Annotated in this window: 6 protein-coding genes; 3 read left to right on the top strand and 3 right to left on the bottom strand. The window is 60.8% G+C overall.

The genetic code is table 11. From position 1 onward, the window contains the following. Positions 1-27 precede the first annotated feature (27 nt). A complete protein-coding gene (locus HU755_RS25050; RefSeq protein WP_186637605.1) occupies positions 28-7,329 on the bottom strand; it encodes a DUF6543 domain-containing protein in 7,302 nt (2,433 codons plus the stop codon). A 159-nt stretch (positions 7,330-7,488) separates the two neighbouring features. Further along, a complete protein-coding gene (locus HU755_RS25045) occupies positions 7,489-14,679 on the bottom strand; it encodes an NEL-type E3 ubiquitin ligase domain-containing protein (RefSeq protein WP_186637604.1) in 7,191 nt (2,396 codons plus the stop codon). Positions 14,680-14,848: 169 nt separating this feature from the next. On the opposite strand from HU755_RS25045, the gene HU755_RS25040 reads away from it, so the two are divergent. Next, complete coding sequence (locus tag HU755_RS25040) at positions 14,849-15,067, top strand: DUF2970 domain-containing protein (RefSeq protein WP_186546439.1); 219 nt, start codon at positions 14,849-14,851, stop codon at positions 15,065-15,067. A gap of 6 nt (positions 15,068-15,073) precedes the next feature. Here the strand turns inward: HU755_RS25040 and HU755_RS25035 are convergent, their stop codons facing one another. Further along, positions 15,074-16,147: an ABC transporter substrate-binding protein gene (locus HU755_RS25035; RefSeq protein WP_186637602.1), complete on the bottom strand. Its 1,074-nt coding sequence runs from the start codon at positions 16,145-16,147 to the stop codon at positions 15,074-15,076. Between the two features lie 522 nt (positions 16,148-16,669). Here HU755_RS25035 and HU755_RS25030 point away from each other — a divergent pair. Continuing rightward, positions 16,670-18,328 (top strand): nitrite/sulfite reductase, encoded by a 1,659-nt coding sequence (locus HU755_RS25030; protein WP_186546441.1) that lies wholly within the window; start codon positions 16,670-16,672, stop codon positions 18,326-18,328. Then, positions 18,312-18,806 carry a DUF934 domain-containing protein gene (locus tag HU755_RS25025; RefSeq protein WP_186623387.1) on the top strand — a complete coding sequence of 165 codons (495 nt, stop codon included), beginning with the start codon at positions 18,312-18,314 and terminating at the stop codon, positions 18,804-18,806. The genes HU755_RS25030 and HU755_RS25025 overlap by 17 nt, the downstream gene beginning before the upstream one ends. Positions 18,807-18,899 lie beyond the last annotated feature (93 nt).

Here is an 18,899-nt window from a genome sequence, read left to right as displayed (position 1 = left end):
TGCTCCCGGGCGTGTTCAACGTCGCGCTCACGGGCGCCGTGACGGGCCGGGTTGCGGTGATGCCGGGGTTGCCGGCGCTTGCAACTCTGCGCGAGACAGCGTCATGAGCGCCTGCGTACGTGCTTCTGCTCGTTCGATCTGAAACCGCGTCAGCGCTTCCAGATAACGGCTATTCGTCTCCTCGTTGTCGATCCAGTCCAGATGTGCATCTTCAATTTCTCCCTGACGCCGGGTGGCATCGCGCTCAAGCTCCGCGAACGTTTCGCCGTAGCGCTCCTCCAGATAGCGAATCCAGTAGTCACGGGCGATCAGGTCCTCCAGAAACAGACCCGACGCCTCGTCTGCCAGAACAGCGGCGCGGGCCGTCTCCAGTCTCTGTCCGCGAATCGGCGTGCCATACAGCATATGCTCCGGTTGCGCTGGCAACTCCAGGCCGTCCGGCCAGCCGCGAGCCAATGCGATTCGGTATTGCAGGCGAATTTCCGCGCGGTCTTTGTTTTTCGCGGCGGCTTCCGCCAGCTTGTCGACCCTGTCCAGGCGAAACAGACGTCGCGTCAGATCGACCAGGGCCCGGCCTCGCTGTTCCGGGCGATTGCGCGGAATATCGCGCAGCGCGGTGTACTCGTAAGCCCGTGTTTCCAACTCACTGAACGAGAGGATTCGTCCATCGCTGCAGGTGTAATGGGTCTGGGCGTCGATAAACAACAGCTCGCGCAACTCGGTATTTTCCCCAGCGGCCTGCATGACCTGCCACACCCGTTGAGTCAGATCGGCGCCCGCCAGCTTGAACTCGAGCGTATCCGGTAATCTCGAGAGCAAATGAAAAAATGCTTCATGGTTGGCCTCTTGAGCCAGTTGCCGCCACAGCGTTTGCCGCGCCACTCGCACATCGTCAGGGGCGAGGGTGAGCCAGATGTCCATCGCCGCAGCGCCAACCTCTTGTTGCGGGTTTTCGATGATCTCGCCCGCCTCGACGCCGGCATGCGGGTCAGCGCGCCTGGCGCCGCCCGCTTGGTCGCCATCGCTATCGCTGTCGAGGTCCGAGTCAGAATCGGAACCGGAGGTGCTGTCCGTTTCTTGCAATCGCTCTATTTCACGGTCCAGCTGCGTTCTCGAGTAGCCCATCACGTCACGATCTGCGTTCGCCGCGCTGTAATCCCTGAGCTGCTCCAGGCTGTTGAGCGTCAGCGGGTTTTCCGACAAGTCCGTGCCTGCAACCAGCCCTTCATGGTTGCCGCCCAACAAGCGGTCCGGGAACTGTCGGATGTCGTTGCCCCTAAGGTCCAGGGCGCGCAGATGCTGAAGTTCGAGTACGCCGTCTGGCCAGTCATTCAGACCATTGTGGTCTAGCTTCAAGGTTTCGAGCCTGCGCAACCCGCCTGCTTCGAACTCATCCAATTGGTTATGGCTCAGATCCAGCCAGCGCAGACGCTGGGCACCTGCACTGGCGTACACGCTTCGCGCGTCCGCAAAACTGTTGCCGCTCAGCTCCAGGCGCTCGAGCCCGGCCAGGTTCTGGATGGCGTCCGGCAGCACGCGCAGGACGTTACCGTTGAGAACCAGGCGGGTCACCCCAGGAAAATCACTGCAGAACGTGTTGAAACTCTCTACGGAGAATCCGCAGCCGGTGAGATTCAAGGTGCGCACGCGAGCAAACGCGCTCGACAACGACGGCAAATCCCCGGTGTACAGCCTCGTGAGATCCAGCGTGCGCCCAGCCTCTTGGGTGTCGCCGATCAACCCGTCCTGCCAGCACTCGCGAATTTTCAGCGCGGCGAGCTGACGACTCTGCGCCGACACGGCGGTCGCGCCCGTCACCGGAACCCGGGTAAAAATCCAGCCGTTCAACCGCCGCGTCAGTGACTCAGCGGACTGTGCCCATTGCGTTAAGCGGGCGTCGATCTGCACATCCGTCAGCCCCTCGTTGCGTAGCTGCGCCAGCCATTGCAGTGCCTGATCGCTGGCAATCACCGGATGCAGATCCAGCAGTCGATCGACGAAACTCTCGGCTCCGGGCGCCGCACCAGTCTGGCGAGGCAATGGTAATAAATGCCTGAGGAGAGACCGCGCAGTGTCCGATGGCGGGTCGTTGGCAGGCATCTGCAGCGATACGGATTCCAATTCAAAGCGTTTCAAGGCCCCCTCGGGCAAACCTTTAGTGGTTTCGATACGCTGCCGTGCCGCCGTCAGAGCCGCCTCGCCATCAGGGTTGAAGAGGTTGCCGCTCAGGCTGGTCTTGAGCAGCAGCTCATCGTCGGCGAGCACCGATTCCGGCAGCGCCGCGATGCTGTTGTAACGCAGGTCAAGCGACTGCAATTGCGCCAGGCCTTCGGCGCCCGCCGGCCAGGCCATGAGGCCGTTGGAGCTTAGATTCAGAGCCTTGAGGCGGGGCATCGCCGTGACGTCGAGGGCCGTCAGTTGATTCAGGCGCGCATTGAGATATTCAAGGCCCTTCAAGCCATTGAACTGGGCCTGAACCGCAGGCGTGACGATGATCCGGTTGAACGACAGATCCAGGCGCGTCAGTTGCGCCAGGTCACCCGCACGGATCGGAACTTCCGTCAGCCCGCTGGCGGTGATCTCCAAGTGCTGCGTGCCGCTGAATGCCTGAAGGAAATCGCGAATCTGCTCGACGGGTACTGTCAGGCGGTCCAGGCGCACGGTCTGTACCTTGGAAAAGGTGCCCGCCGGCAATCGTGGCAGCTCACTGATGGACGGCTCGCCCTGCACCCACGCGGTGTCGCGAAGTTCGAATACGGTGGGATCATCACGGTTGATGCCAGCATTCCACTCCATCGAATTGGCGGGCTGGGCAGCCGGTTCCAGGCTGTAGCGTTTGCGTACGGCCGCGCGCCAGCTTCGCTCCAGTGCACGCACCACCCTGGCGTTGGGTTGCGCCTGCCAGCGCGGTATCGGTAACGCCGTACGCAAGCCGCCGGAGGTTGTGGGTTGATAAAACTGGCGGAAAATCCCGGTATGTTCCGCGCGCAAGGCGATAACCGCCTTGAGCCGGGTCGCGGGTGTGTCCCATGCACTCATGATGCTTTGCGGCAACGGGTTGATATGTCCGGACTCGCCCGTCAGAAACTCAAGCTCGCCGGCGCAATATTGGCGAACCATCAAGTCGACATCCACCAGGTGCCCCCATGAGCCCATATATCGGGTGACATACTCATAGGCCGGCCGGAACGTCTCATAGGAAAACCTCGACCAGTCCAGCGACAGGCCCGCCCAGAGTCTTTCCCGACCGATATAGAGCGCATCCGGAATCGAGGCAATCGAGGTCTGCGAAAGGTCAAGTCGTTGTAGCTCGGGAAGCGCTTGCAACGAGTCCGGCCACTGCGCCAGGCCTGGCGCGTCGATCGTGAGTTTTCGCAGGTGCGTCAATGGCGCAAGATCGAGGTTCGCCGAAGTAAGCGGACCGGTTCCCGCGTAATTGAAATGAAGCGTTTCAAGCGCAGTCAGCGCGCCTAGCCGACGGGAAAATTCACTGGCTATCGCGGGGGCAGAGGTCCTGAATTTGAGGCTTCTCAGCGCGGTCATGCGGGTCACTGTCGACGGCAGGTTCGTCAGTGCCTGTTCGTACATCATATGGGAAACAAGCAGACTCCCGCGCTCACCCAGCACCAGTCTTTCCAGATTGGGGAAACGGCTCAGAAAAGCATCGGCATTGGCATCGGTCATCCCGCCCCCGCCAACAGTCAAGTCACGTACGTGTGAAAAATCCGCGCCCAGCGCTGGCAAAGGGTCGTAACTGATAATGGAAAGCCGATCGGCGCCGGCCGTCTGCGTGGCGATCGGCGCATTGCGCCAGCAATCCTTGAGGGCTTGCGCGGTGCGCAGCTTGTGATCAGTGCCGGATCGTTCCCATGGTGCTACAGCCGGCCCCGCCCAGGTGTCCAGTGCGGCGTTGAGTTGCACCCATTCCTGCCGGCGGACCTGCAACAGTTCGGCAATTGCTCTGCTGTCCTTGCCCGCCTGCCACTGCTCCAGAATGAAGCCGTTGGCTTGTTGTTCGCTCATGCCCGGATAGAGATCGCGCACCCGCGCGTTGAGGATCGGGTCCAGGCTCGGGCCTCGCCCGCTGGCGGGATAGCCGATCAAGGATTTATTAACCCGGGCAGGCGGCTTGAGCCATTTCGCCTGCGGTTTCAGAAGTGCCGGCGCGTCGCCACGATGCTGACCGGCGTAAGCGATGATCCGGCGTTGCAGCTCAGCCGATTGATTCACCTCTGGTACGCCCAGGCTGCGCCGTGCGCCATCGGGCAACGCGTGCATGACTGAGGCATAAAAGTTGTCGCCCGCTGTCGGCAGGCTGTTGAGCGTTTCGCCACGCTCATCGAACGCCTGAAATTGCGGGCCTTGTTTGATCAGGTATTTTTTCTCCACCGCCGTCTCGCTGCCGACGCTATCGAGCAGCGCCCCGTGGCGACTGCCCTCGCGAACTTCCAGGCGCAGGTTATTCGGCCAGCCCGGCAGGTTTTGCAGCGTTTGCAACGCCAGACGGCGGCTGTCCGCCGAGGCGATATTTTCGCTGCGCAGACCGGCGTAAGCCCGCACTTGTCGGCCTTGGTCGGTATACCAGCGCGCCTTCTCGAGCATGCGCAGCGGGACGCGCCGGGTTGAACTGAACTGTGCCAGATCATCGGGATGGGCCTGCGCCAGCACCTCATCTGCCGCCGATTCGCTGAGTCCTGGACAGGCGCTCTGTAAACGCTTGACCTCAGGAGCCATGACTTCGGTGCCCTTGTAGAGGCTGGCAAAAATCGCCGGCTGGCGGACCTGAGCGAAATCGGCAATCTGCTTGCCGAACTCGTCGGCTCGGGCGGCGCGTACGCGCGCGCCTTCTGTACCGAGCAGGCGGGTGATTTCTGGTTCGTCGAGTCCAGCCAGAATACGCGCCGGCAGTTCGCCGTTGAGGATGTCAGCGCGCGATACCTGGATCGGCGACTTCACGCCCACGCCGCGCACGCGGCGCTCGGCGCCATAGCGGATTGACTTGCCAGACAACTGCGGCCCGTCAAACACCTCCAGCGCCCGATTGGCCGGCCAGCGCGGCATTTCGGTGACCAGCGGCAACGCATACAACGACAGCGCATCAACGGGCGTCGTCCCGCGCAATTGTTCGATAACGCTCGCCGTCTCCCTATCGGCCTTGAACAGCCGCATGGCCTCAGACAGTTCAGGCGGTGGCGGCGCGTGATCGACGTGCATTTTGCGCAAGGCGTCGTCACTGACGCCGCTGACCTCGCCAAGCCGGATCAGCTCGCTGTCAGAAAACGCCTCCGTGGCGTGGCCCACGCGCCGCAACAACGTCAACCGATCCCATTGCAGCGGGCGCTCCAGGTTATGCCGCCAGGCGCCGCGGCCGTTGCTGTCGAGTACCGGCTGCCAGGCGCCGGAATCGCTCGGGTGCTTGATTCGCCATTTGCCCAGCGACTCATCGAACACTTGTTCGTAGACTTTGCTGCCCTGGCGAATATAGGTTTTGCCATCGATCAGATGCTGACCCATCTGGTTTGGACCGGCGCTGTTGGCCAATGAAACAGAGGATTCATAAGCGCTCAAGTCGGGCCGCCACAAGCGAGTCTGGCCATCGGGCAGCGTCACCGGCTCGAGCTTTTCAAGCACCGGTTCAGGCCGGGCGGCGCTGAACTTGCGCACCGCGAGACCGACGCCCGCCATCAGCGCAATCTGTGCCAGATTCTCGGCGACATCGAGCAGATGATCCTTGGCCGCCCGGCGATCGCCCTCGCCCCACTCGATCGCGCCTTCAAGGGTCTCGTACAACAACTGGCCGGCCATCACCACCATCATCACCTCACCCAGCACCGGCACGAACATCGACACCATGTTCAGCCCCAGCAGGCCGATCTGAAGCAAATGCGCAAGCTTGGCTTCGCGCGCCTTCACATCGACATCAGCGCTGGGTACCGCGTGGCTGCGGGCGTCGGCCAGCACCTTGGCGCGGCTCTCCTTGTAGAGATACTCCCAGAGGTCCTGATTGCTCGCCCAAAGGCCTCGGCCCCGGTGCAGAAAAGCATTCGGCGCAATGTAAGGGTCAGGCTCCGGTTCCAGTTTCGCCGCTGGCGGCGGTGGTAATTCCCTGATCCGGGTAAAGACCGCGCCGCGGCTCACCAGATCGATGATGGTACGCCAGGGCGTTCGCCAGTGATCGCTCGGCGAGTCGGCGGCCTTGCGGGTGAATTGGCTGAAGAAATAGGGGCGCTGGTCGTAAGCCAGAAACTGGCTGAGGAAACGCTGATATGCGGTCGGCTCGGCGCTCTTGGCCTGCTCGCCAGTGCGTGCGGTGAGCAGCCGTTTGAACTCCTGCTGATCCTCCGAGCCGCGGTAGCACTTGAAGGGATGCTCGGGGTCATGGGGGATATAAATGATCCATTCATCGGCGTAGCGGTACTTGTCGCTGACGGCGAACACCACGCAGCCGGTCATGCGTTTATTCATCACCGACAAGTCCCTGAACCAGACCGGTTTGTTGCCGACCCGCGGGTTCAATTCGCCGTCGACGACCGAGACGATCATGGCGTAGTGCGCAGGCTCAATGTCTTTTTTCAGCAAGGCCAGCTCGGCAGCAGCACGCATCGCGGCTTTCTGACTACTGATGAACTGTTCGCGAAACGCCGTCTCGGCCACGGCGTCGGTCGGGTGAAAGAACTCCTGCAGGTAGGTCTGGTACTGCTTGCCGATGTCGAGGCTGCGACACAGCGTCAGGAACTGGCTGACCGTCAGCGCAAGCGTCACCGCCTCGTACTCCTGCGGCGCAGTGCCGGCGGTGACGAAACCGGAGGTCGTATGGTAGGCGCCGGCCTCGCATTCGTAGGCTTCAAAGTTATGCAGCGCCGCGTCCAGCATCGAGAGTTTAAGAACCTCGAAGGAAGACAATTCAATGGCGAAAATACCCGCTTCCAGCGGGCGCTTTAGACACAGCAAGGTTTTGTCGACGTCGACTTTCAGTTGAAACTGGTCGTTCAGCGCCTCGAGCAGCAAGGGCCGGGCAAAGGCTTCGATGTCCTGGAACGAGGCCATGGTCTTATCCAGCCGGTTCTGCGCGACCACGCTCGCCCGCGTACTGTCATGCAAGGCCTCGCGCTGGGCGGTCGAGGCGCTGCGATACCAGGCTGGCAGTTCCGTGTGGGTATCTTTAAGGGCCTGACGCCGCGAGGTCGACGCTTGGGTCAGCCATTCGGGAATGGCTTTTTCAAGGAATGCGCCGTGCAGGCTTTTCGTTGCAATCGCCTTTACCGGGCTGGCGGGCTGAGCGGGCGACGCAGGCGGCGTCAATGGCGGGTTGGGTGGGATAGCGTCCATGATCACTCCTTTTTCAATGGAGCGACCAGCAGACCATCTCAGGACACGGCGACTGCGGTATCCAGATATCGCATGATCGGGAGTAGGTAACAGGGTGTGTGCCCGCACCGCGGCGAGGAGGAAAGCCGCCTCGCCGCAGATGCCCCTCGTGTCAGAGCTTTACGGCCGCCATGAAGGGCCCGGCTGCGGTGAATCACGGCCCGGATGCTCCGCGACAAGGCCCTGCAGGTCGTTGACCATTCGACGGGTCAGCTCAATAAGGCTCTGTATGCGTTGGGACTCAATCGTAAAGCTCGCCTGAACCAGCTGCCGCTCGTATTGATCGTTGTCGATCTCCCCTCTTTCCAGCCGATCCTGTGTCTCGCTCAAGAGCTGATAGCCCTGCTCAGCGACGGCGGCATCGATTGCGTCCATTTCCGGCTGATAGTTTTCTTGCAGATAGGTGAGCCAGTAATCGCGCGACAGCATGCTCTCCAACAGTGCATCGGTTTGCTCCGCTGCCATGATCGAAGCCCGGGTAGTCGCCTGAAGCTCGCCACTGATCGGACGGTCGAAAGACATATGCGAGGGTTGTCCCGGCAACTCGATGCCGTCGTCCCAGGCGCGGGTCATCCCGATGCGATAACTCAGGCGCACTTCCGCAGGATCACTGCCCGGCTTCGCGGCTTGCGCCTCGGCCAGTGCCTCAACCCTTTCCAGGCGAAACAACTGCCGCGAGGTCCTCAGCAGCGCCTGCCCTCGGCGCACGGGCTGGTTCAGCGGAATGTCGAGCAAGACGCGATAGACAGACACCCGCACTTCCATTTCACTGAACGCGAGTATCCGCCCGTCGATGCAGGTGCCATGGGTCTCGGCACCCTGGAACAGCAGCTCTCGCAGCTCGGTGTTTTCACTCGCCGCTTGCATGACATCCCATAGTCGATGTGTGAGGTCGGCCGGTATCTGCCGGAACTCCTCGGTTAACCGCAGGAACCGGATCAACTGAAAAAAACGCTCATGGCCCGGCTCTTGCGCCAACTGCGTCCAAATCGCGCGGCGCGTCGCAATCAAGTGGGCAGGTGTGTCAGCCAGCCATGGCTCAAGTGCCCTGGGCGAGACATCGTAGACGGGTGACAAAACGTCTTCGGCAGGCAAGACGATTGCGCCAATGTCAACGTTGTCGGGTTCTGGAGAACTCTCGCCGCTGCCATAGATGCGCTCATCGACCATCGCGTCAATTTCGGTGCGAGAAACGCCCAGCGCATAGTTCGACTGATTCATTCGGGTGTGGTGCCGAAGGCGCTGCAGTGCGGTCAGTGACAGGTTGGGGTTCCCGGACAGGTCAGTACCGACAACCAGGTTCGGGTATTGGCCACGAAAGAGATTCGGCGGAATTTCCGCGATGCGATTGCCACTCAGAATCAACGTGTGCAAGCGCGGAGCTTGCAAGACTGCCGCAGGCCACTCGCCCAAGCGGTTATCGCTTAAATCAAGGGTATCAAGGACGCCCAAGTCAGGCGCGGTGAACGCGGTTAACTGGTTATTGCCCAGATAAAGTCTTTGCAGCCGGTTGCTCAGCAGAGGATGAAGACGCGTCGCGCTGGCAAGGTTGCAGCGCTGCATGTGCAGCGCGACCAACTGATCCATCTGCAGCACCGCATCAGGTATCAGCGCCAGCTCATTGTCGCTGAGGTTCAGCACTTCAAGGTTGGCGAATGCAGCGAGAAACCCGTTAGCGCCCTGCCCGGTCATTCCCACGCCCCTCAGATTCAGCGTCACGACTCTGGGTAGCGGCGTCACCAGCACCGGCAGATCGCCGATTGGCAAATTTTCCAGCTGCAGCTCCACATAGGACCTGCCGGGAGGGATCGTCAGCCCGGTGAGCCAGGCTTCCCTGATGCGCTGCGCTGCAATCTGCCGACCTTGCGCCGTGACGCGGCGTGTGCCGATGCCCCTCTCACGGGTATACAGCCAGTCGTTCAACTGGCGTGTCAGCGCCTCGAAATTGTGCTGCCACTCGCTGATGTGCACATCGATTTGTTCAATGCTCATCCCCGCCGCTCGCCACTCTCGCACATTGCGCTCAGCCAGCGCTTGCGTCACGAGCGGGTCCAGACGCTTCAAGCGCGTGACAAATCCAGCCTCGCCCACAGCGATGGGGCCTGGTTCGGGAAGCGGCAACAGCCGTTCAGCCAGGGAGGCGCCTGTTTCCCCCGGCGGAAAGTGCGCCGGCAACGGTTCTGCGGCGAAACGCGCCAACGTGCCACGGCGCAGCCCCTGTGCCTGCTCGATGCGCTGCATCGCCGCTGCGAAGGCTGTCTGGCCAGCTGCATTGAAAGGGTTACCGCTGAAATGGCTCCTGAGCAGAAGATCCGGGTCACTCAGTACGTGCTGCGGTAACTCGGCAATCTGGTTGTCGCGCAGGTCGAGCCAGGCCAACCGCGGCAGGTTTTCGGCGCCTGTGGGCCAGGCATGCAACGACGTTGCCCTCAGGCTCAGCGCTTGCAGTTCGGGCAAGCCACTGACGTCAAGCGTGTGCAGACGGTTATTGCTCAGATTCAGGGATCTGATGTGCTGCAATCGGTCGATTTGCGCTTGCACTTCCGGGCCGAGGCGATTGCGCGAGGCATCCAGTCGCGTCAGCTCAGGCAGTTCATCGCTGGCAAACGGCAACTCAGTAAAACCGTTGCCGCTGATTTCAAGGGTTTCAGTAGCGCTGAACGCACGGATAAAACGGCGCGCCTGGGCCGCAGGCACGTCCAGCCCCCCCAGGCGCAACGTGCGCACGTGGGGAAAACTGCCGGCTGGAAGCGACGCCAGCGCCCTGATGGGTTCGACACCTGCGCCCAATGAGAGATTGACTCCCCTCTCAGGCCACTCAAACGTAGCAACATCGGCGGCCAGGCCATAACGTTGACGAACCGCGCCCAGCCAGCTGTTGTTAAGGGCACGTAACATTTCGGCGTTGCCGCCTCTGACCGCTGGCACCCGCGGCGTTGTGGTGCGCCAGCCATCTGCCTGGACGGGTGGGTAAAACAGCTCAAATATCTCCTCATGCTCCGCTCTGAGCTGTCTGATCGCCCCGAGTCGCTCTTGCGCAGTTGGCCAAGCGGCATTGAGTGCTTCGGGCAAGGCCGCCACCGACTCCGGCTCAAGGGCCATGGCGTCCAGTTCTGCAAGGCAATACTGGCTGACCATCTGGTCCACATCGACCAGATGCCCCAAGGGACCGGAGTAGCTGCTCACATACTCGTACGCGCGCATGAATGCTGCCGGGGAGATGTGTGACCAGTCCAGCGACAGCCCGGACCAAAGCCGCTCATGTCCACTGTACATCGACTCCGGTATTGAACTGATTGCGGTGCGCGAGAGGTCCAGCCGTTCAAGTTGTTCGAGCTGCTCAACGTAACCTGGCCATTGCCATAAGGCATTGGGGGCGTCGATTCGCAACCGTCGCAACCCGGTCAGTGGCGTCAGGTCCAGTGAATGCAAGCGAGTTGAATCCAAGCCTGAATAGTCGATGTGCAGCTCTTCCAGCGTCGTGAGTGCGCGCAGTCTGGGTGCAAAATCCGCAGACAGTGAGGGCGCGTGGCTGGTGAAGCGCAGACGGGTAAGCCCGGATAAGCGGGTGACTGCTACGGGCAACGTGGTGAGCGGCGTGTGGTTGACGATCGGCTGGCCTGCGCCGTGCTCAAGATCGCCAATCGATAGATCCGTGACGCCGGGAAACTGCGTTAGAAACCCATCGGCATTGGCGTCTGTCATGCCGGTGCCGCGCACCGAGAGCTCACGCACATGGGCAAAGGACTGGGTCAGCCGCGGCAGCGGCGTATCACACACCAGCGACAGGCGTGTCGCTCCGGCGGCTTGTGCACTTTGTGCGGCCAACGGAGCATTGCGCCAGGCAGCCCTGATTTCCCGGGAAAACTGCACGCGCTGCTGTTCCGCCCGCTGCCCCATCGGCTCAGCCTGCCAGTGTTCAAGCGTGTGATTAAGCGCATTCCACTCGCTGCGGCGTTCAGCCAGCACGGCGAGAACGTCCCTTTCGCTGAGACCAGCTTGTTCGATAAGGAACGCCTGTGCTTGTCCAGGTCCCGGATAAAGTGCCAATACGCGCCTGCCCAGGTGAGGATTCAGACCTGGACCGCGGCCACTCGCGTAGTAGCCGGTGAGTTTCGCGTTCAGCCGCACCGGCGGCTTGAACCATTTGGCCCGCGGTGCCAGCAGCGACGCGGCGTCACGCCGATAAATCTGCGCAGCGTCGATGATGTTCCGTTGCAGTACATGGCTGGCACTGACCTCGGGCACGCCGAGGGCGGTACGTGCATCATCGGGCAGCGCGTGCATGATCGCGCTGTAGAAACTGTCGCCCTCACTGGGGACGCTGTCGAGGGCTTGCCCGCCGTCATCGAAGGCCTGAAAGACAGGCCCGTTTTTCACCAGATAGCGTTTGATCGGCGCGTTGGGCTGTCCGATGTGGTCAAGCAACGCGCCATTCGGGCTGCCCTCGCGCACCTCCAGACGCAACGTCGGTGGCCAGCCCGGCAAGCGCTCCAGTGCATGCAAGGCCAGGCGCCGGCTGTCCGCCGAGGCCAGATGATCGCTGCGCAATCCGGCAAATGCGCGCATCTGGCGCCCCTGACGCGAGTGCCAGCGAGCCTCTTCAAGTATGTTCAAGGGCGTTCGCCCCGTCGCATCCAGGCGAGCCAATTCTGCCGACGAGGCGTGATCAAGTACCTCCTGCGCAGCCACATCGCTGAGGCCCGGGCACTCACGCTGAACCACACGGGCGCGCGCACTCACCGCTTCGGTGCCCTTGTAAAGGCTGTCGAAAACAGCTGATTGTCGCGAATAGGCAAAATCAGCGAGTTGCTGGCGGAAGGCCTCTGCCCTGGCGGTGCCCCTCGGTGAAACCTCATCGCCGAGCAGTTGGCGAATTTCGCTTTCCTCCAACGACTCGAGAATTCGCGCGGGCATTTCACCGTTTAGCACTTGCTCCCGAGTGAGCCGGATTGCAGGCTTGGTGAGGTGTGGGGGCAGTCGCTTCTGCTCGCCGTATCGGATGGAAGGTCCCGACGGCTGCGTGCCTTCGAAAACCTCCAGCGCCCGCGCGGTCGGCCAGCGTGGCATCCCGGTGACCAACGGCAAGCCGTACTGATAATGATGGTCAATCGGTGCGGCGCCACGTAATTGCTCGATCGTTTGGCGGGCCCCGGCCTCCGCCTTGAACAGACGCAAAGCATCAAGCAACTCGGGAGGCGGCGGCGCGTGGTCCAGGTGCATCTTGCGCAGGGTGCTTTCGCTGACCCCGCTGATGTCGGCCAGCATCAACAGCTTGCTTGCGGGAACACCATCAGTGACATGCCCCATGCGCCGCAGCAGTGTCAGGCGGTCCCAGGTCATCGGGTGCTCCAGGCTCTGGCGCCAGGCGCCGCGGCCATTATGCTCGATCACAGGCCGATAAGCGTTGGGTTCGCTGGGGTGCCTGATCAGCCACTGCCCCGTCGATTCATCAACGATCTGCTGGTAAAAATGGCCGCCCTGGCGCAGATAAGTTTTGTCACCAACCTTGTATTGTCCCAGCTCATTTGGCCTGATCTCATCGCCGAGCGAGACATCGCACTCATAGCCACTCAGGTCGGGTTTCCACAGACGCGTTTCGCCGTTGGGCAAGGTTACCGGACTTAACCCTTCGATCACCGGTTCGGGCGCGACAGCGGTGAGTTTTTTAAAACCGGCCCCTGCACCGGCCATCAGTGCTATCAGCGCGAGGTTTTCGGCGACATCCACCAGATGCGCCTTGGCGGCGTGCTTGTCACCATCGCTCCACTCCACCACGCTCTCAACGGTTTCGGACAGCAATTGCGCGGCCATGATCCCCATCATGACTTCCCCCAGCCCCGGGACAAAGGCAGCCACGACATTCAGCCCCAGCATGCCAATTTCCAGCAGCGCTGCAAGCTTGGCATCGCGGACCTTGATATCGACATCGCGGGTGGGAACTGCATGACTGCGGGCGTCGGCCAGCACCTTATTTCGATGCTGATCATAGAGATAAGCCCACAGGTCGGTGTTTTCATCCCATAGGCTCTTGTCTTCACGTGGCAGGAGCGAGACAGCGGTGTAAGGTTCCGGCTCGGGCTCGTATTCCGTACGCTCAGGTGGCCGTTCATTAATCTTGAACAAAGGACCGAAAGGGTTGGTGATTTCGACGAGCTTCAGCCATGGCGTAGTCAGCAACCCGGACGGAGCGTCGTCACGCGGCCGAACGAACTGGCTGAAATAGTAAGGCTGCTTTTCATAAGGCATGAACTGGCCGAAAAAACGCTGATACGGCGTCGGATTGGCGCTCTGCGGCTGACTTGGGTCGCGCGCGCTCAGCAGGCGCTTGAGCGTGTCGCTCATTTGCGTGCCGGTGTAGCGTTTCAGCGGATGTTCGGGGTCATTGGGCACATAAAGAATCGAGGCGTCGATAGGCTGGTTTTTTTCGCAGATCGTGAAAAGCACACAGCCCACCAGCCTTTCGCGCATCAGGCCCAAGTCGTGAAACCAGACCTGTTTACCGCCCACCCGAGGGTTTACTTCGCCGTTGACGACCGAAAGAATCATCGCGTGATCTTGCGGCCCTATATCGTTCTCCAGTAATGCTCGTTCGGCCGCTGCCCGTAGCGCAGTTTTTTGCGCGGTAATGAAATGCTCGCGCAGGGACGTTTGCGCTGCGGGATCCGTGGGGTAGAAAAATCGGTTGAGATAGGTCTGGTACTTGCCGCCAATATTCAGCGTGCGACATAGCCGCATAAAATCATGAGCTTTCAGGTTCTTTTTCACCGGCTTGTAAACACCGGGCGTGGCTGTTTCGCGGATAAAGCCGGAAGACCTGTGATAGGCGCCGGGCACGCATTCACGAGCCTCGAAATTGTGCAGCGCCGCCTGCAGCAGCGGCAGTTTCAGGACGTCGAACGAATCTATTTCAATATTGAAGATACCCAAGGTTAACGGACGCACGAGGCATAGCAGCGTGGTGTCGACATCAGCGTGAACGTTGTGGTGCTTCTTCAGCGCTCTGGTCAGTATTGGCCGGGCGAACGCGTCGATGTCCTTTAATCCAGACAGGGTTTTGTCCAGTCGCACCTGCGCCGCCATACTCTCCTTGAAAGCAGCATCCACTGCCTTGCGTTGTTGCGGTGAGGCTCGCGTGTACCACTGCGGCAGACTGGTCCCGGCCTGCCGGAGCGCCTGCTTTCGCTGCGCAGAAGCATTGATGAGCCATTCTGGTACCGCCGCTTCAAGGTATGGCGCGTGAAGACTGTCGGTGGCGTGAGGGATTGCCGTGAGCGGTGGGTCGGTCGGGGTGACGGAATTGAGGGACATACATCGCTCCTGGAAATGGAGCTACAGCACACCATCGCGCAAGTCCTGCGCAGCGATACATAGTTATAGGCCCGAGGCGAAGTTGTAACGATATGCCTTCGTCAGCCGGAGCAAGCATTCGCCGGCGGCTTGACTATGCTTGTCGTGCACGACTTTCGAAGAGGGATATATGGACGATCCAGTCGATAACAAACCGCCGACCTTCTGGCAGATGCTGCACAGCGTAATGGCAGCGGCATTCGGGGTGCAGAGCGGCAAAAACCGGGCGCGAGACTTTACCCATGGCAAACCCAGCCATTTTGTGCTGCTGGGTATTCTGTTCACCGCGGTGTTTGCCCTGGTGCTATTTGCGGTGGTCAAGCTGGTGCTGCATTTCGCCGGGGTCTGACCGGGTTCAGCGCATCAGCGTTTGCAGCGAAAACGGATAGCGGTACGCCGGCGGGCGCCCCTTGGCCGACAGTGTGCGGAAACGCACGCCATAATCGGGCGTTGCGCCCTGTGCCAGCATCCGCTGTGCGTGCGCCTTGTCGATCAGTTGCAACAGAGGAACCTGTCGATCGCGCCCGCCGTACTGGTTGAGGTCGACGCCTTGATCATGGTCGTGAATCGCAACCAGTGCCCAGCCGCCCAAGGTGAAATGGCCGCCGACCAGCGCGCTCAGACGTCCGTCGACCAGTGCCTGCAACGCTGCGGTAGAGGTGTTTACCGCGCTGAAGAACACATCTTTGCCGGCAACTTTGTCCTGTTCGGCAAAAGCCTGCATGGCGCCGAAGGCCATTTCGTCATTGGCCGACCAAACCAGCGAAACGTTCGGATAACGGCCCAGCAACAGTTTTGCCTGTTCATAAGCGCGCTGGCGATTCCAGCCGCTGTTGACCAATTGCCGCAGGCGCACCTGCGGGTGTTCGGCCAACGCTCGCTGCATGCCACTTTCACGCAGTTGCGCCGATGGAGTGATTTTCAGGCCGGAGAACGCCAGCAGCTCGATGTGTTCGCCGCGCGCCACGGGCGGATGTCGGCGGATCAATTCCTTCATCATCAGATAACCGCCCTCCTCGTCGTTCGGCACCAGGCTGCCGATCCGGTCCGGGTGCGAGCCCGACAGGGCTTGCTGATCGGCTGTCAGCGCGGCATTGACCATGAACAGCTTGACGCCGCTGCCATGCGCCAGGCGCAAAATCTGCGGAGCGACGTATTGTTCGTTGACGAACACCAGATAGTCGGGACGCTGCGGCCCCTGCAACGCGATGCGCGCCTGCGCCACGGTCAGTTCGGGCTGGCGCTGGGCATAGAGAATCTGCAGATCGATCCCCAGGTCCCGGGCAGCGGCCTGCATGAATTGCGAATAGCTGAGCCAGAAAGCTTCCGTGGTCGAACCCGGATTGAGAAACAGCACCGATTCGGCCCGCGCGCAGGTGTGCAGCAGCACGCCCGACAGCAGCAGGCAAATGTGGAGAAACTTGAACATGAAGCATCCGGGCCCCGGAAAAAATGGCCGCGCATTATAGCCATCGAACCAAGGGCTATTGACGCCTGATTCCGTTTTTGTCCGACAATCGTCGCGCGCAGACCCGGATGGGTCGTTTATTGATGGCTGACCCAGAACACCGCGGTTCCCACCACCAGAATGATCAGGAACAAAATGGCCCACGCATCGACGCTGCTATCACTTTTCCTTGCTTTGGTCGGGTTGCTCATTGCATCGCCTCTTATCGGTTTTATCGGTGATTGCACAAAGACTCGTCCACAGTTAAGACGATGATTGTCCGCACGACAAATGTGGATTAGCGAATAACCTTTCTGGTTAGGCGATTTGGTTCTTTACATATACTCAAACATCACTTTTGCGCATAACTGCAAACGGGTATATTGCCCCGGCTCCGTCAGGGAGTGCGCGGCCGTGCGCGCAGAATTGCAGAGGCACAATCGGACTCCAGCAAGCGAAAACGCAGCGTTTTCCGAGTAGCCCAAGCCTGAGAACAGGACTTATATGTACGTATACGACGAGTACGATCAGCGGATCATCGAGGACCGCGTCAAGCAGTTCCGTGATCAGACCCGACGCTATCTGGCAGGTGAACTGAGCGAAGAAGAATTCCGCCCCCTGCGCCTGCAAAATGGCCTGTACATCCAGCGCTTTGCGCCGATGCTGCGCGTGGCCGTGCCTTACGGCCAGTTGACCTCGCGTCAGGTGCGCATGATGGCCAAGATTGCCCGCGACTACGACAAGGGCTACGCCCACATCAGTACGCGGCAGAACGTGCAGTTCAACTGGCCGGCGGTGGAAGACATCCCGGATATTCTGGCTGAGCTGGCGACCGTGCAGATGCACGCGATCCAGACCAGCGGCAACTGCCTGCGAAACGTCACCACCGACCAGTTCGCCGGTGTCGCCGCCGACGAAGTGATCGATCCGCGCCCATGGTGCGAGATCGTCCGCCAGTGGACGACGTTCCACCCGGAATTCGCCTACCTGCCGCGTAAATTCAAGATCGCCGTCAACGGTTCGACCGCTGACCGCGCCGCCATCGAAGTCCACGACATCGGTCTGGAACCGGTCTATAACGCCGCTGGCGAGTTGGGTTTCCGCGTGCTGGTCGGCGGTGGTCTGGGTCGTACGCCGGTCGTGGGCGCGTTCATCAACGAGTTTCTGCCGTGGCAGGACCTGTTGAGCTACCTCGACGCCATTCTGCGGGTCTACAACCGCTACGGCCGTCGTGACAACAAATACAAGGCGCGGATCAAGATCCTCGTCAAAGCCCTCACGCCAGAAGTGTTCGCACAGAAAGTCGAAGCGGAAATGGAGCACCTGCGCGGTGGCCAGACCACGCTGACCGAAGCCGAACTGCAGCGTGTCGCCAAGCACTTCGTCGATCCCGACTATAAGGTCCTCGACAACCAGACCGCGCAACTGGCCGAGCTGGACAAAGAACACCCGGGCTTCGCCCGCTGGCGTACGCGCAACACCCTGGCGCACAAGAAGCCGGGCTATGTCGCCGTGACCCTGTCGCTGAAACCGACCGGTGTTGCGCCGGGCGACATCACCGACAAACAGCTTGATGCCGTCGCCGATCTGGCCGACCGCTACAGCTTCGGGCAACTGCGCACCTCCCACGAGCAGAACATCATTCTGGCCGACGTCGAGCAGAGCCAGTTGTTCACCCTGTGGGGCGAGTTGCGCGAGCAAGGTTTTGCGACCCCGAACATCGGCCTGCTGACTGACATCATCTGCTGCCCGGGCGGTGACTTCTGCTCGCTGGCCAACGCCAAGTCGATCCCGATTGCCGAATCGATCCAGCGCCGCTTCGACGATCTGGACTACCTGTTCGACATCGGCGAGCTGGACCTGAACATTTCTGGCTGCATGAACGCCTGCGGCCACCACCACGTCGGCCACATCGGCATCCTCGGGGTGGACAAGAAAGGTGAGGAGTTCTATCAGGTGTCCCTCGGTGGCAGCGCCAGCCGCGATGCCAGCCTGGGCAAAATCCTCGGTCCGTCCTTCGCTCAGGAAGCCATGCCGGATGTCATTTCGAAGCTGATTGACGTGTACGTCGAACAACGTACCGAAGACGAGCGCTTCATTGACACCTATCAGCGTATTGGCATCGACCTCTTCAAGGAACGCGTCTATGCAGCGAATCATTAAAAACAACGAAGTCGTCGACGAAACCTGGCACCTGCTGCCAAAGGATGCGACCTTCGACGGCATTTCCAACTGCGACGACCTGATCGTGCCGCTGTCGCTGTGGCGCGATCATGGCCACGCCCTGAAAGCCCGCGATGGCGGTCTGGGCGTGTGGCTGGATGCGGACGAGGAAGCCGAGGAAATCGGTGAAGACGTCAATTGCTTTCAAGTCATCGCTCTGAACTTCCCGGCGTTCACCGACGGTCGCAACTACTCCAACGCGCGTCTGCTGCGTGATCGTTACGGGTTCAAAGGCGAGCTGCGGGCAATCGGCGATGTGCTGCGTGATCAGTTGTTCTATATGCGCCGCTGCGGTTTCGATGCGTTTGCCGTGCGTCCCGACAAAGACCCTTACGAAGCCCTCGAAGGCCTCAAGGACTTTTCGGTGACTTATCAGGCCGCCACTGACGAGCCGTTGCCGCTGTTCCGCCGCCGCTAGGCCTTCTAAAGCTGCGGATCGAGTAGGAGGCGGATTTACATCCGCCGTCCTCTCACACCACCGTACGTACGGTTCCGTATACGGCGGTTCAGG

The organism is Pseudomonas sp. SWRI111 (genome assembly GCF_014268555.1).
GTDB classification, from domain to species: domain Bacteria; phylum Pseudomonadota; class Gammaproteobacteria; order Pseudomonadales; family Pseudomonadaceae; genus Aquipseudomonas; species Aquipseudomonas hamedanensis.
Note: the sequence above shows the minus strand (reverse complement) of the source record. Positions and strands in the feature narration are given on the sequence as shown.

Excerpts from the sequence above, each read along its gene's own strand:
- HU755_RS25030 (WP_186546441.1), top strand. The coding sequence starts at position 16,670 with ATGTACGTATACGACGAGTACGATCAGCGGATCATCGAGGACCGCGTC.
- HU755_RS25035 (WP_186637602.1), bottom strand. The coding sequence starts at position 16,147 with ATGTTCAAGTTTCTCCACATTTGCCTGCTGCTGTCGGGCGTGCTGCTG.
- HU755_RS25050 (WP_186637605.1), bottom strand. The coding sequence starts at position 7,329 with ATGGACGCTATCCCACCCAACCCGCCATTGACGCCGCCTGCGTCGCCC.
- HU755_RS25045 (WP_186637604.1), bottom strand. The coding sequence starts at position 14,679 with ATGTCCCTCAATTCCGTCACCCCGACCGACCCACCGCTCACGGCAATC.
- HU755_RS25025 (WP_186623387.1), top strand. The coding sequence starts at position 18,312 with ATGCAGCGAATCATTAAAAACAACGAAGTCGTCGACGAAACCTGGCAC.
- HU755_RS25040 (WP_186546439.1), top strand. The coding sequence starts at position 14,849 with ATGGACGATCCAGTCGATAACAAACCGCCGACCTTCTGGCAGATGCTG.